Origin of the sequence: Pacificispira spongiicola, from assembly GCF_012926505.1 — a bacterium.
Lineage (GTDB): Bacteria > Pseudomonadota > Alphaproteobacteria > UBA8366 > Aestuariispiraceae > Pacificispira > Pacificispira spongiicola.
This window is the reverse complement of the sequence record NZ_JABBNT010000001.1, coordinates 418,217-434,639: the sequence shown is the minus strand read 5'-3', so window position 1 is coordinate 434,639 and position 16,423 is coordinate 418,217. Positions and strand designations below refer to the sequence as shown.

General features: G+C 61.8%; 6 protein-coding genes. 4 read left to right on the top strand and 2 right to left on the bottom strand.

Translation table 11 applies throughout. The features are described 5' to 3' along the window. Positions 1-49: 49 nt before the first annotated feature. Together HH303_RS02065 and HH303_RS02060 are read right to left on the bottom strand one after the other, a co-directional pair. Positions 50-931 carry a 4-(cytidine 5'-diphospho)-2-C-methyl-D-erythritol kinase gene (locus HH303_RS02065; RefSeq protein ID WP_169623538.1) on the bottom strand — a complete coding sequence of 294 codons (882 nt, stop codon included), beginning with the start codon at positions 929-931 and terminating at the stop codon, positions 50-52. Next, on the bottom strand, positions 928-2,676 hold the full coding sequence (locus HH303_RS02060; RefSeq protein ID WP_169623537.1) for a tetratricopeptide repeat protein: 1,749 nt from the start codon (positions 2,674-2,676) through the stop codon (positions 928-930). Before HH303_RS02060 ends, HH303_RS02065 begins: the two co-directional genes overlap by 4 nt. Before the next feature lie 271 nt (positions 2,677-2,947). Here HH303_RS02060 and HH303_RS02055 point away from each other — a divergent pair, with 271 nt between their 5' ends. The 4 genes from HH303_RS02055 to HH303_RS02040 all read left to right on the top strand — a co-directional run bounded on the left by HH303_RS02055 (position 2,948) and on the right by HH303_RS02040 (position 16,379). Continuing rightward, a complete protein-coding gene (locus HH303_RS02055) occupies positions 2,948-4,789 on the top strand; it encodes a TolC family protein (RefSeq protein ID WP_169623536.1) in 1,842 nt (613 codons plus the stop codon). Between the two features lie 90 nt (positions 4,790-4,879). Continuing rightward, the gene (locus tag HH303_RS02050; RefSeq protein ID WP_169623535.1) at positions 4,880-6,607 is read left to right on the top strand and encodes a peptidase domain-containing ABC transporter; all 1,728 of its coding nucleotides are present in this window, start codon (positions 4,880-4,882) and stop codon (positions 6,605-6,607) included. Positions 6,608-6,615: 8 nt separating this feature from the next. Further along, a complete protein-coding gene (locus HH303_RS02045; RefSeq protein WP_169623534.1) occupies positions 6,616-7,938 on the top strand; it encodes an HlyD family type I secretion periplasmic adaptor subunit in 1,323 nt (440 codons plus the stop codon). Between the two features lie 179 nt (positions 7,939-8,117). Further along, positions 8,118-16,379, top strand: coding sequence for a LamG-like jellyroll fold domain-containing protein (locus tag HH303_RS02040; protein ID WP_169623533.1), 8,262 nt, complete (start codon positions 8,118-8,120; stop codon positions 16,377-16,379). The last annotated feature ends 44 nt before the right edge of the window (positions 16,380-16,423 follow it).

Here is a 16,423-nt window from a genome sequence, read left to right as displayed (position 1 = left end):
ATAATAGGAACATTAGAAAAACAATCAAGATATAAAAGAGGAACAAATGTCAGGAGACTAATTGCCCTGCCTTGATCCACCAAGCATCCGGGACCGCAGGATCACGGGCCAATGCTGTCGCCGCAGCCTGTGCGGAGTCTGCTGTGTCGAACAAGCCGAAACAGGTCGCGCCACTGCCCGACATGCGCGCCAATCGGCAGGAGGGAAGGGTGCTGAAGGCCGTCAGGATTGTTTTGATTTCCGGACAGACCGTAACGGCGGCATCGGTCAGGTCGTTCGGTTCGTCGGCGAGGAAGGCCAATACTGTTTCTCTGTCCCAAGCGTCAGGAATGGACGATGCGGCGGGGGAGAACGATCCGACACGCGCCTTGAATACCGCCGGGGTCGGGCAGGGCGCGCCGGGATTGACCAGCACGATACCGAGTGACGGTAGCGGCGGGATCGGCGAGAGCGTTTCCCCGATCCCCGACATGCGACAGGCCCGCCCCCGCAGGCAGACGGGAATATCCGCGCCCAAGGACAGGGCGACGCCCGGCAGGGCCGGGTGGTCGGGATCGATGTCCCATAAATCGCAGAGCAATCGCAGAGCCGACGCCGCATCGGCGCTGCCGCCGCCGATGCCGCCAGCAGCGGGCAATTCCTTCGAAAGAGTCAGGGACGCGCCCAAACCTGCCGGGATATCAAAGCGATCGGCCAAGGCCTCGGCGGCTTTCACCACAAGGTTTGACGCATCGGCGGGAACGATACCCGCGAAGGGGCCGGTGATGCTGAACGTGATGTCATTGCTTGGCGAGACGGACAGGCGGTCGCCGAAATCGGTGAAGGCGACGAGGCTGTCCAACAGGTGGTAGCCGTCCGCCCGCCGTCCGGTGATCCGCAGGCTCAGATTAACCTTCGCCGGGGCCAGCATCGTGAATGTCGGTCCGGTCATTCCTTGGCGGCGGACTCGACGGCGTCGAGTCCGGATTTGAGTTTGCTTTCGATGGCCTCTCGCAGATCGTCGTCGACATCTTCCAGATCCAGCGCATGGGTCCATTGGTAACGGGCTTCGGTCCGACGACCGACGCGCCAATAGGCATCGCCCAGATGATCGGCGATCACACCGTTTTCCGGGCGTAGCTGCATGGCGCGTTCCAGTTGAACTACGGCCTCGTCATACTGACCCAGCCGATAATAGGCCCAGCCCAGACTGTCGACGATGAAGCCGTTGTTGCGGCGCTGATCGACGGCCTTGCGGATCATGTCCATGCCTTCTTCGACATGGATGCCCTTGTCGACCCATGTATACCCCAGATAATTCAGCACGAAGGGTTCGTCGGGATTAAGTTCCAGCGCTTTCTTCAGGTCCTCTTCGGCCTCTTCCCAGCGGTCGGTGCGTTCCAGTGTAATGCCGCGATTGTAGAACAGCGTCCAATGGCGCGGCTCTACGGTCTTCACGCGGTCCAGGGCGCGGTCGTAATATTCCGTGCCCTCGGCGAAGCGGTCGCGCGCCCGCATCAGGAAGCCCAGTTGTTCCAACGCCTCGATATCGTCGGGGCGTTCGTCCGCCATTTCCTCGAAATGCTCGATCGCCTCGTCGTCGCGTTTCAACTGCATCAGGTTGTCGCCGATTTCCATGCGGGCGTCCCAGCCGTAATGAGAGTCCGCCGGAATTTCGCGCAGTTCGGCAATCGCCTCGTCGTTGCGCGAGAAGCTTTCCAATATGGCCGCGACGATCATGCGGCCCAGATCGTTCTTTTGGTCCAGATAGACCGCCAATCGCGCATAGCGCAGTCCGATCAACGGGGCCTGATGGCGAACCTGAAGTCCCAGATTGACCAAGGCGTCCGCCGCGCCGGCCAAGGGGCCGTCGATTAACGGCGTCAGTTTACCGGTTTCGTCCAGTTCCGATAGATCCTGCTCGATCAGCGAAACGCCTTCATGCAGCGCGTTGTAACTGGTCAGCAGTTCTTCCGCCGCGTCCTTCTCGCCCAGGGCCAGTTTCGCACGGGCGGCGGCGCGGACAATGCCGATCGTGGCGGATTCCAGGTTTTCGACATGCGGCGATAATATCGCATCCGCTTCCTCGTTACGGCCGGCGTCCAGAAAGATTACGCCCGCATGGAAGTCATGCAGGTCCGGCAGTTCCTTTTCCGCGCGCAGCGGTGCCAATCTTTCGATCGCGGCGTCGGTCGCGTCGCGTCCCCGTTCCGCCCAGGCCGCGATGACGGGCGCGGAAAACCGCGCCAGGGCGATGCGGCGTTCCGGTTCAAGGATGGAAACCGCACGTTCCCAATCGCCCCGTTTCATGGCAGCGGCGGCAAGCGTGATGGCAGCGATGTCCACCTCGCTGGGATAGACGGCGATTTGTGGCCGGGCGAGGTCTACCGCGCGTTCAATCCGACCGGCATGCAGATTGGCCAGCATGCCGCGCCGTTGCAGCAGCGGGTCGTCCGGGCGGTTTTCCAGAACTTGATCGAGGAGATCGGCGGCGCGGCTGAAATCCGCGACGATTTCAGCGTGCTTCGCGCCCATATAGGCGCCGTAGAATGCATCCGTTTCCGACGGTGCGGCCAGAACGGTGTCTTCGCTGGTCTGGTCCGCAGACGAATGGACGGGGACCGCGGCAAGGATTGCGCAGGCGGTTCCGACAATCGCGCCGAAAGTCCGAACAGAGACACCAATTCCACTTTTCATCACACCCGCCAATCGAAAGGGGATTCACAAGAACCATGGAATCGTAAGATAGAGAGTATGGGGCAGCCTTGCCACCACCTTGGGGACGATCGTTTCGGTAAAGTCCGGAATTTATCGATTTCACGGCGCGAAGGCTGGCTCCAGCGCGTGCAATTGGATAGAACGAGGTAAGAGGGGGCGATTCTGATCAATCGAGACATCGCATCGGGTCTTCCACTCAGGTCCGGGCCGCCGGTCGGTTGTTAGGCCGGGGCTCATAGGGTCGAACGATATGGGGAAGATGCGCATCCTGAAAGTCGCCGCGATTTGCGCGGCAACCTGCTTCGGCGGGACTTTCGGCGTGCGCGCGCAGGATAACGCGGCCCCGGTTGGCGAAGGACCGGTCAATCCGGCATCCGGCGGGGCCCTTGAAACGCTGATTTCCGAAGTCGTCGAAACCCATGACCGCGTGCTCGCCAGTCAGGCGCGGGTGGAGGCGGCGCGACAACGGTCTTATGAATCGCTTGGTGCTTGGTATCCGTCCTTGGACCTTACCGCCAATGTTGAACGCTATAAGCTCGAACGCTCCCAACAGAACGGGTTGATTGAACCGGCGCAGGAAGTCTCTGCGGAAATCTCGCAGCTTCTTTGGGATTTCGGGGCGACCAACGCGACGATCGAACGGGCGCGGTTGGAACACGTACAGTCGGAAATCTCTCTGGTTCAGACGCGGCAGAATTTGATCGCGGAAGCGCTGGCGGCCTATATCAACCTGCTGCGCAGCGCCGATGTCCTGGTCTTCGCGGAACGGTCCGTTGAAAATATTCGCCGCCAGACCGGTTTGGAAGAAGCCCGGATCGAAGCCGGATCCGGCCTGTCGACCGACCTGTTGCAGGCGAAGACGCAATTGGCGGGCGCGCAAGCCCGCCTGGTGGACGCGCAGGGCGGCCTGGAAATCGCATTGAACCGCTATCGCGCCGTATTCGGCGACGTGCCGACCGCAATGGATGAACTGCCGGGGATCGATATCGACCGGTCCGCAATGCCGACCAGCCTGGACGAAGCGCTGATCCTGGCCTTCAAGGGGAACCCGGACATCCGATTGGCCAGTATCGACATTTCCCTGGCCAATCAGGATCGCATCGCCAGCAAGCAGGGCGACTTCTTCCCGACCTTCGAAATCGTCGCGGATCGGACGATGACGAAAAACGACGCGGGGGTGATCGGCCGCAAGATCGAATCCTCGATCAAGCTGGAACTCAGCTTCCCCTTCAATCTCGGGTTCACCGCGATCAACACGCTGCGTGCGGCGCAATCGGACGTCGTCGCGTCCAACCGCACCATGGCGGATTTGGAACGCACCGTCGAAGAGCGCGTGCGCAACGCCTGGAAACAGTTGGAGACCGCGCAATTGCGATCCGGTCACCTGTTCGATCAGGCGGGTATCGCGAAGGCGTTTCTGGATGTCGCCATTCAGGAACGCAGCCTGGGACAACGGTCGTTGATCGACGTGCTGGCCGGGGAAACCTCCCTGATCAACGCGCAAAGCGATGCGGTGTCGGCGGAAGCGGAGGTCTTGTTGGCGATCGTCGAACTTCTCGCGGCATCCGGCGCATTGGAATACGACATCATCCTGACGGTGCCGCGCAAGGACCGCAGCGAAATGCTGGAGCCGATCAGCGGGTTGTGGGGTGCCGGGCCGGACCCGGCGATGCAATTGCTGCAATCGCCGACCGGTTTGGGGGAAACGCTGGACCCGTCGTCGCTGATCCTGGATCCGTCGCAGACCGGGGATGGTACGACGACGATCACGCCGCCGCCGGGTGCGTCTCCGCCGGGCGCACCGCCCGTCTCAACACTTGAACCGGCCGAACCGCCCGCAGCGGCGGAACCGGTGCCCTCGCCGGATTTGGGTGTGGAGGCGGAACCGTCCCCACAAGACGGCGACGTTCTGCGCGATAGTCTCCTGGCGCCGCCGAGCTTCGATGCGCCGCCGCGTCCGGAACCGCCTTCCGCCCCGGCTCGTGGGGAAGAACCGACCGGTGCAGTTGATGAAACCGCGCCGCAATCCGAAGGCGGAAACGGCCAAGGTGATGGGGAACTCGACAACCCGCTCTTCCAATGGGCACAATAACTCCGTAGTTGTAGGCGTGGTCATAAGCGTGGGCGCGGTGTGCGGTTCGGTTTGCCCGGATCGCACGGCCGATAGGTGACGGGAGGCGGCATGAACGAACTTTGGGCCAGGCTCAGGCAGAGGCCGGGACCGGCGGTTCTGATGTTCGTTGCCTCGCTATTCGCGAACATCCTGGGGCTCGCCTCCTCGCTCTACGTCATTCAGGTTCTGAAGCGTTACGTCTCCTATGGCGTCGATGCGACGCTCGCCACGCTGACGGTCGGCGTGATTCTGGCCATCGTCTTCGAATTCGGCTTCCGGTGGAGCCGTATGAAATTGGCGGCCGTCGTCTCGGGGCGCCCGGATCACGAACTGGGGATCGGTGCCTTCGGTATCCTGGCGACCGCGCAATTGGGCGATTTGAACAAGCTGGCGCCGGGCGAACGTCGCGAAGCGGTCTCAAGCGTCGAACAGGTGGAAAGCGGCTTTTCCGCGCCGAACCTGACCGCATTGTTCGATCTTCCCTTCAGCATCATCTATGTCGGGGCGATCTATCTGTTCAGTCCCATGCTGGCCGGTATCGTGCTCGCCTTCCTGATTTTTGTGGCGACGGTCGGGGTCTTGAACCAAATGGCGGTGCGCCCCTTTACCCGGAAACTGGCGGAACATCAGTCCGTGGGGCATGGGTTGATCGGGACGACATCGACCGCGGCGGAAAGCGTGCGGGCCTTCGGCGCCGCGCAAAAGCTGATCGGGGATTGGTCGGCCAATTTGACGGCGGTGCAATCGCTACGGCGCAGCCTCGCGCGGCGGCAAGGCGTCGTTCAGTCGATGACGCAAAGCGCCCAGGGATTGATGGGCGCGGCTGTGATCGGCGTCGGTGCGACACTGGTCGTCAAAGGCGAGCTTGATGTCAGCATGATGATCGGTGCGAACCTGCTGGCGGCGCGGGCGCTACAGCCGATCACCCGCTTCGCCCAATTGTCGGAAGCCCTGGTGAAATCCAGACAGGCCCTCGATCGGGTCCGCGGTTTGAGCGCCTTGTCGGTGGAACGGGGCGAGGGCGCCGCGCTGCGCGAATATTCCGGGGCGCTTGAACTCCGGGACGTCAGTTTCACGCCGCCGGGGGCGCCCGGTCCCTTGTTCGAGGAATTGACGGTGAAGATCGAGCCGGGACAGGTCGTGGCCCTTGTCGGGCGAAACGGCGCGGGCAAGACGACGCTGATGCGGATGATGGCGGGGCTTATCGGTCCGGACCGGGGGCAAATCCTGGCGGACGGCGTCGATCTGCGCCAGATCGTGCCGGGATGGTGGCGCAAGCAGCTTGTCTATCTGCCGCAGGAACCGACCTTCTTCAACACGACGATCCGCGACAATTTGAAGATGCTGAACCCCGACCTGTCGGACGAAGCGCTGGAGGCCTTGCTGGAACGCAGCGGCGCGGCGCGTTTCGTCCATGAAACGCCGAATGGGTTGGATACGCGTATTACCGGCGACGGTCTGACCCTGGCGCGCGGTGTTCGGCGGCGGCTGGCGGTGGCTCGTGCGATGGCGTCCGGCGGGCGGGTCGTCCTGTTCGACGAACCGACCGAAGGCATGGACGATGAAGGTGTGCGTCAGGTCTATGAATCGCTGATCCAGCTTGCCCGCGCCGGGCGGACGATCGTCATTTCGTCCCATGATCCGCAGATCATCAAGGGTGCGCAGATCATGGTCGATCTGGACGCGAAGCCGAAGCCGACGGTAACCTCCCTGTCCAAGGAACCCGCCGGGGCTTCCAAGGATTGGGGCGCCGGTGCACGCGGGCGCCCGCCCGTGAAGCCGAAAGCGGCGGAGTAGGAACGGTCATGACCGATACGCCGCAATCCCTCTCGTCATCCCGTCCGCAGGGAATGGAAGCACCCCGCGACACGGCCGGGGCGACCGCGATTTTCGTTCTGATCGCGGCGGCGTTCGTTCTGGCGATCGGTCTGTGGTCCTGGTTCGGAACGCTGGATATCGTCAGCGCGACGGTTGGGGAGGTCGTTCCCGGTACCAGGGTTCGACAGGTTCAGCATCTGGAAGGCGGGATCGTCGCCGATATTCATGTTCAGGACCGGCAGATCGTCACGGCGGGCCAACCGCTGATCGAGTTGGAATCGACCCAGATCGACGCCGAAATTGCGGAATTGACCGCGCGGCTGACCGGGCTTCGGATCGATATCGTGCGCTTGGAAGCGGAATTGGCCGGGCAGGAAGCCCCCGACTTTCCGGCGGATCTTGTGGAAAACGCACCGGATCAGATCGCCGAGGCGATGGCCCTGACCGATACCAGACGCAAACGATTGACGGCCTCGTTCAATGTGCAACGGCAGGCGATCGCCCAGCGGCAGCAGGAAATTGCGGAGGTCACGGCGCGGCTGGAAACGGCGGCGTCGACGCGGAAATACCTGAAGGAACAGATCGATATCTCCGATACGTTGCTGGCGCAGAACATCACCAACCGGATGACGCACATCAACCTGCTGAAGGATCTCGCTGCCCTGGACGGACAGGTGAAAGAAGACCGGGCGCTGCTGCAACGGACCAAGGCGGCGCTTGAGGAAGGCAGGGCGAAGCTGCGGGAAATTGCGGAGACCTTCTCGGAAGAAGCACGGGATGCCTTGAGCAAGGCGCGGCGGGAATTCGACGAATTGAACGAACGGCTGCGCAAGTTTCAGGATAGCCAGACCCGGATGGTGCTGCGCTCTCCGGTCGATGGGATCGTGAAGACCATTCAGGTTTCCACCGTCGGCGGCGTGATCAAACCCGGCGATGTGGTGGCGGAAATCGTGCCGTTGGACGACCGGCTTGTCATCGATGCGCGGCTGCGGTTGGAAGACATCGGATATATCCATCCGGGTCAGCGCGCGCAGATCGCTTTGACCTCGGCGGATGCGTCGCGGTTCGGGACGATCGACGGGGAAGTCGTGGGCGTCAGCCCCGATGCCCTGCTGGATGAGGAAGGCGTGCCCTATTATGCGGTGCGGATCGAAACCAATGCGCAGGAATTCGAGGACGGCCAGCTTGTTTACAGGCTTTATCCGGGCATGCGCGTGGCCAGCAGCATCATCATCGGTGAAAGACGAATTGCCCAATATATTCTAGACCCTTACGTCAGCTCCATGCGGGCCGCGATGCGGGAACGGTAATATCATTTTTTAATCATTTAGATAAAATTTTAGACAAAATTTTTTAAAAGATACTAAAAATCCGATCTCGTGCTATACATATAGATGGCAATTTTACGCCATCTTGGCTTAAATTGTCGATATCTGGAGGCGCAGGTTGGGCAGGCTTGTGGGGGCTTCCGGCGAGAGGGACGGAAAATATGGCTGACGATAGCAATGTTCTGCCGGTCGGAAATACCGACGCGGTACCGCCGCAGCAACAGCTTGATGTGACCCTTGGTCCCGATCAGTTCGAGGGAATCCTGACCGCGCTCTCGGCGGGGGACGGCATCGAAGACGCCATTGCGTCCCTGCATTCTGCCGTTTTCGAGCAACTGATGGACCAAGGCGCGTCTGCCGATTCCGCGACCGCGGCCGCCGGTTCTTTCATCGATACGCTGCGCACAGAACTCTACAACGGAAATTTCGATATCGCCGATGCCGTGGATTACGCGCGTCAAGCGATGCTGAATACCATTGAATCCTACGATCCGACGGGGTCTGTCACCGACCCTGCCGATGCGTTGCTGGCGGCGATTGCCTCCGGCGACGGTGTCGAGGCGGCGGTCAGTGATCTGGTCCAGCAGATGGCGGCGAACGGTGCCCTTCCGTCGGACGCCGATTTGACGGATGTCGAATCCGTTTTCCTGGATGAATTGCAGGCCGCGTTGGCACAGGGGCAGGATCCGCAGGCCGCGCTGCAAACAGCCGAGGGCGCCGCGCAGGGATCGATCGACGCGATGCAGGCCGCCCAGGTGCCGGTGGAAAATCCCCTGATTACGGCGCTGGCCGGTGGGGAGAATGTCGACACTGCCCTGCAGGATTCGATCAATGCGTCCGGCGGCGACGCGGACGCCTTCGTCGAAGGGTTGGAAAATGCCCTGGCCGATGGTGTCGGCGCGGAAAACGCGCTGACCGAGGCGGAACAGATTGCCAAAGATACCGAACTGGCCAAAGGCGAAGCCGAGGTGGAACTCAGCGCCGCCGATAAGCTGGCGCAGACCCTGTCCAGCGGCGAGAATGTCGATGAGGCGCTGGCCGGTGCGGGCGGCGGCGATGCCTTTGCCGACGCACTGGAGCAAGCGCTCGCCGGCGGCTCGACCCCCGGCGACGCGATGAACCAGGCCGACGAGGCGCAGCAACTGTCCGATGCGATCACGCAGGAACAGTCCGTGCCCTTGTCGCCCGCGGATCAACTGGCGGCATCGCTGGCGTCCGGCGACAATGTGGATGACGCATTGGGCGCGGCTGGCGGTGGCGATGCCTTCGTCGATGCCTTGGAACAGAGCCTTGCGGACGGGTCGACCCCGGATGCCGCCATGGCCGATGGGCAGCAGGCATCCGATGTCGCGGATCAGACCGCGGCGGATCAATCCGTTCCCGTGTCTCAGGCAGATCAATTGGCGGCGTCCCTGTCGTCGGGCGAGAATGTCGATCAAGCGCTGGCGGATGCCGGTGGCGGCGATGCGTTCTCCGACGAATTGGAAGCGCAATTGGCGTCGGGGCAATCTCCGACGGATGCCATGAACCAAGCCGGTTCCGCCCAGCAGACGGCGGACAATACGGCGTCTCAGCAATCCGTCCCGGCGGATGCCGCCGCGACGGCCCTGGCGCAGGGCGGCGATGCGACGCAGGGTGTCGACATGGCGGGGGCGGTCGCCGATGCCACCGGCTCTACCGGCGTCGACTCCGGCGCGGGCGATGGGCAGCAGCCGGTCATGACGACGGCGTCCACCGAAACGCAACAATCCCAAGAGCAGCAGCCTCAAGCCCAGTCCGAGCCGCAAACCCAAAGCCAAACGGCCCAATCGACGGAAGAGGCCGCCCAAGCCCCGACCGAAAACGCGGATGGCGGCGAGGCGACAGGCGAGGGCGACGCCACGGGTGACGGTGTGACCGAAACCATTCAAACCGCGGAAGGCGGTGACGGCACGGGTGACGAGACCCAGGCCGACGGTGGCGGCGAAGGTGGTTCCGACGCGCCGGAAGATCAGCAGCTTGCGGAAACGACGCCCGTCGAAGGTGTCGGTGGTGGCCAGGAAGGTGGCGGAGAGGGCGACGACACCATCTCTGACGCCGATATCGAGGCCCTGCAAGACATCGCCACGGCGGCTGGCGGCAACAATCAGGGCGGTTCCGGGACGGGTACGACCGGCACACGCCCCAGCTACCAATCCACCTTGGAAGACAGCGGCTTTACCGGCAACGGCTTTACGCCGAGCAATACCGGAACCGGCGGCACCACGACAACGCGCAGCACCACACGGTCCAGCGACGATTCGAATACCGCGACCGGCGGGGCGGGGAATGATCCTGGCTTCGTGAACTCCACACCGACGGCTGTGGACGACAGCAGCGCCGGGACGGAAAATGAAGACCTGACCCTGACCGTTCTGGACAATGACAGCGATCCTGACGGTCAGAACCTGACCATCAGCGTATCGCCCCTGCCGGATGGTAAAGGTGAAGCCAGTGTCGTGGGCGGGTCGATCCTGTTCAAGCCGGGCACGGATTTCGACGATCTGGATGCCGGGGACGAGGAAACCGTCACGATCACCTATTCCATATCGGACGGTGCCGGGGGCAGCGACACCGCGACGGTCAGCCTGCTGATTACCGGGACGAACGACGCGCCGGTGATCACCGTTGCCGACAGCACGGTGACCGGCGACGTGACCGAACAAGGGGATAATGCCGCCGTTAACGCGGTCGAACTGACCACGACGGGGGCTATTTCCTTCGTCGACGTCGATGCGGACGACACGTTGACGATTGTGTCTTCCGACGGGAAAAACGGCGCGGCGACCAACGGAACCCTGACGGCGACGGTATCGACGCCCGCCGCGGGCGGAACGGGGGAAATCACCTGGATCTATACGGTCGACGAAGCGGCCTACAACTCTCTTGCCAAGGACCAAACGACGACGGAAACCTTCACCGTCGTGGCGGAGGATTCCCAGGGCGCAACCATCACGCAGGACGTCACGGTGACGATCACCGGGACGAATGACAGCCCGACCGTCAGCGGCACCATCGACGAAGGTTTGGTTTCCGAAGATGCGGCACCGTTCCAGATCGACCTGCTGTCGGTCGCCCGGGACGTCGACAACGGCGCCAATTTGGATACGGATTCCGTTGTCGTCACTATGCCGGACAGCACCCCTGTCGTGCCGCTTTCTCTGGACGACGACTCCGGCACGCTGGTCCTCGACCCCGCGCAATTTGAGTATCTGGCGGTTGGCGAGTCCGTTGATTTGACGGTGACTTACAACGTCGTGGACGAATATGGCGCGAGTGTCGCCAACACGGCGACTGTGAGGATTACGGGGGCGAATGATGCGCCCACCGTATCCGGCACCATCGATGCGGGCGCGGTGTCCGAAGACGGCGCCGTGGTACAAATCGACCTGCTCGACGGTGCTCAGGATATCGATTTGTCCGATGATTTGGACACCAGTTCCGTATCGGTGACGTCCAGCGACGGCCATCCGGTGGTGTTTTCCGCCGATAATGAGACCGGTACCCTGAATATCGATCCGGCCCAGTTTAACTATCTTGCCCAAGGGCAATCGGTTTCCCTGACCGTGAATTACAATGTTGTCGACGGAAACGGCGGGTCGGTCGCGAATACGGCGACGTTGACAGTTACCGGCGAGAATGACGCACCGTCGGTTTCGCTCGCGTCGGGTTCCGCTGGAGGGATGGGCGAGGAGTTCAATCCCTACACCTCCGCCGCCGGTTTCCAGGCGTATCCGGCGATCGGGACCTTCGCGGATGGCGGCTATGTGGTGGTTTGGTCGGCGATGGACCAAGACGGCAGCGGCAGCGCTGTCGTCACCCAAAGGTTCGCGTCTGACGGTACGAAGGTCGGCGGCGAAACGATCGTCAACACGTACACCGCGGGCGATCAGATCAATACGGATATCGCCGCCCACGCGGATGGTACCTACACCGTGGTGTGGAGCAGTGCCAATCAGGACGGCAGCGGCTGGAGCGCGCAGGCACAGCGTTTCAATGCCGACGGCACGCCGGACGGCGGGGAATTCCAGCTCAACACCGTGACGGTGGGAGACCAGGTGCATCCGACGGTTACCGCCCTTCCGAATGGCGGCGAAGTCATTACCTGGAGTGCCTCGGGTCAGGACGGTGACCGCTTCGCCGTTATGATGCGGGTTTACGACGCCGATGGGAATGAGGTGACGTCCGGTCCCGTCCAGATGAACACCACGACGGTGGGTGAACAATACATCTGGACGGAGCATGGTTCGCCGATTTCCGGATATCCGGATGGTTCTTTCGTCGCGGTATGGTCGTCTCAAAGCGTGGATGGCAGCGGTTATGCCGCCGTGGCACAGCGTTTCGCGGCCGACGGCTCCAAGGTCGGCGGCGAAATCATCATCAACACGACGACGGACCAAGATCAACATACGCCCGCCGTTGCGATCCTGGGCGACGGGACGACCGTGGTGACCTGGTCCAGCTATGCGGACGACGGCAGCGGTTGGTCGGTTATGCAGCGCCTATACGATGCCGATATGAACCCGATCACGGGGGAAATCCTGGTCAACACGACGGATGCGGGGGACCAGTACTTCCCCGATGTCGTCGCCTTGACCGACGGCGGCTACGTCATCGCATGGACCGACGGCAGCGCCTTGGACGGCAGCAGCTACGGCGTTTATGCGCAGGAATTCGATGCCAGCGGCAACCCGGTCGGCAGCGAAACGCAACTGAACGACTACACGGCGTCCGAACAGCGCAACGTCGATTTGGCGGCAAAGCCGGACGGCGGTTATTTCGTCGTTTGGAACAGCTACGGCCAGGACGGCAGCGACTGGAGCGCCGTCGTGCGGGAAGTGACGCCGTCGACATTGACTTGGCCCGGCTCGGTCGCGACCAGCGGCGCCGGTTCAAATGGGACCGATTCCAGCTTCTCCTATGCGGAAGCCGCGAACTTTACGAGTTTCCCGACCAGCGAGGGCACGGTTCAGGCATGGGTTAAGACGACGGATACCAGCGGGACGCTGTTCTCCTATGCCGTACCCGGTTCTGCGAATGAGTTGTGGGTGCACTTGACTGGCGGAAAGCTGGCAGTTTGGCTGAACAATACGAATCTCGGTTCGGTCGATGGGTCGCCCATGCTGGATGGCGAATGGCACAATGTCTCCCTGTCGTTCGGCAGCGGCGCGACCGATACGGTCCTGTATCTCGATGGCGAGCCGATTTTCGATCTGGGCAGCACCGCCTCGCTGACCTCCGGCGGAACACTGATTCTCGGAGCGGATCAGGATGTGGTCGGCGGCGACTTCGAATCCAGCCAATCCTTGAAGGGCGAATTCGACGGCTTGCGGGTTTGGAATTCGGCCCTGACGGAATCGGAAATTCGCGCCACGATGGCCGAAGACCTTGATCCCGCGATTTATCCGAATCTGATCGCGGACTATTCCTTCGACGGGTCGTTGGACAGTAACGTCCCCGGCGCGCCGACACTGACCCTGAACAATGCGACGATGGAAGACGGCGGCGTCTATGCCAGCGGCGCAATGGACAGCGCCATTCCCTTGGCCGGCATCGTTGTCTCGGATGCCGATGACGCGCCGATCACGCTGACGCTCAGCGCCACCGACGGAACGCTGTTTGCGGATGAAGGCGGCGGATCCGCGGACGTGCAGATGAATGGCGCGACACTGGTCATCACCGGGTCGCCCGCCGATGTGCAGGCCGCGTTGAATACCGCGACCTTCACCGGTGCCAACGGGTTCACCGGGACGGCGACGGTCACGGCGGAAGTCGACGACGGGATTGCCCCGCCGGTCAGCCAAACCGTTGAAATCGCGGTGGTCGACACCAATACGGCCCCGGTGATTGCCGGGGTTACAGCGGGTTCCGTGCTGTCCCTGGACGGCAGTGAAACCAGCAAAGTCGAGATTCCGAATGTCGCCGGGTTCGCGGCGGGCGGTAACACGCCGATCAGTGTCGAAATGTGGGTCAAGCCGGACGAGGTGGATGGCCTGAACACCATTTTCGATAAATCGTTGGCCGGTTCGGACCTGTCCACCTTCCGCGTTCACATCGACAATGGAAATATCGTGGTTTGGAACGGCGGCGATGTCGCCAATCTCGGCGGCGCGGTCGTCGAAGGCGTTTGGCAGCACATCGCGGTGACCTATGACGGGACGACGCTGACCGCCTATGTCGACGGTGTCGAAACCGGCTCCGCGCCTTGGACGCTCGGTGCGTGGAACGACGATCCTTGGACGATCGGCGAGGATTCGCAAGCCGGACGGAACTACGATGGATTGATCGACGATGTCCGCCTGTGGAGCACCGCGCGCACCGAGACGGAAATTCAGACCTATAAGGACGCGGAATTGCCGGATGCCGTCAACGAAGGCGATTTGGTGTTCAATCTGACCTTCGACGGCAGCGACGGGACGACCGTGCCCGACATTTCCGGCAACGGCAATGACGGAACGCTGGTCACCGGCGCGTCCATCGGCGTGGGGGAAGGGCGTTTCGGCGACGTCACGACCACGATCACGATGGAAGAGAACAGCATCGTCGAAGGGACCATTCTGGCAAGCGACGCTGACGGCGACACGCTGACCTATCTGTTGTCGGCCGACGGCGGGCATGGGACGGCGGTGGTCACCCCTGACGGAACCTATTCCTACACACCGAATGCCGGTTTCTTCGGGACCGATGCCTTCACCGTTCAGGTGCAGGACGGGAATGGCAAGTTCACGACGCAGCAGATTTCGGTATCTGTGATCGAACAGAATCATGCCCCCGAGACCGCCGGAGTGTTGAACGCAACCGTCGCGGATTTCTCCGGGTCGCAATCCTATATCGAAGTGCCGGACAACACCGTGAACAACATGTCCCAGGGCACGATCGAAGCATGGATCTATCTCGACGCCAATGATAACGAGGTGATCTACGGCTATCAGGCGCATGGCGTGAACAGCGCGGCGTTCCTGCAGATCGGCAAGAACGCCTATGCGGATTTGCCGGACGGAACGGTGAGCTGGCGACCCTATAACGGGGCACCGTTCCTCACCAGCTCCGCCACGATACCGACCGGCGAATGGCACCATGTTGCGGTCACGTTCAGCGGTACCGAAGGCTCCATCTATATCGACGGGCAACTCGACACCACGGTCACGGCCAATTTCTCCGTGCCGCCGGTAACGACGACGAATGGCGGCGGCGCCGCGATCGGCGGCTGGTATGAACACGGTGACTCCAGCTTCGATATGGACGGCCAAATGGGTGAGTTCCGCGTTTGGGATACCGTTCGCACAGCCCAGGAAATCGAGGATAACTATCTGGCGTCCATGGACGGAACCGAAACCGGACTTCGCGCCCTTTACAATTTCTCTTCCGCTTACGGGAACGGCGACACCATCACCGATCTGGCCGGAAACTATGACGGGACGGCGGTAAATTCTGCGTCGGTGAACAGCGACAACTATCCGTTGGGCGACGCTGCCCAGTTTGCCTATGCGCCCGGCTCCGCAACCGAAAGCGTCGAGATCGCCCATGCCGCTGATCTGGACCCCGGCACGGCCAGCATGACGGTGGAAATGTGGTTCTATTGGGAAGGTTCCGGTTCGGTGTCCGGCGTCCATTTCCTGGCGTCGAAGGGCAACACGGCCAATTCGTCCGACGAAGGCTATTCCATCTTTATGAACGACGACACGCTGTCGGTTCGTACCGCGGCCGGAGGTGGCGAGAAGGGCGAAATGGAAATCGATCTGGCGAGCGAAGGCGTGACGTCGGGCTGGCACCATGTCGCAATGGTGATCGACCAGACCGGTACGCCGGGCGTCGCCAGCATCCAGGGGTATCTGGACGGCAGCGCAAGCGGATGGGGTGTTCCGACCGGTTACGGCAATAGCTGGAATTCCGCTGATATCACGGCACCTTCCGATTCGCTGATTATCGGAAATCCGGGATCCGGTCAGGGAAGCGGCTATGCTTATCCGATGGACGAGGTCCGCGTTTGGGATCATGCGCGTAGCGAAGCTGAAATTGCCTCGACGATGGGTCAGGAGCTAAACGGCAACGAAAACGGTCTTGTCGGATATTGGAGCTTCAATGAAGGGGCGGGCACGACCGTCGTCGATCAGACGGATAACGGCCATGACGGCACGATGAGCGCCGGGGGAGACCGCGAGAATCTGGTCGAAATCTCCATCGCCAATAACGAAGTCTACAAGGGACTTCTGTTCGGCAGCGATGCCGATAATGATCATCTGAGCTATCAGATCGTCGATGGGCCGGAACACGGTCAGGTCACGTTGGACGGAAATAGTTTTGTTTACGATCACGACGGCACCGGTAACGATAGCTTCACGGTGGAGATTTCCGACGGAACGGATACAGTAACGCAGCATATTGATGTTACTGTGGTCGTGTAACGGCGGATACGGAGGGGGGAACCCCGTACCCGCCGGATAGCGGT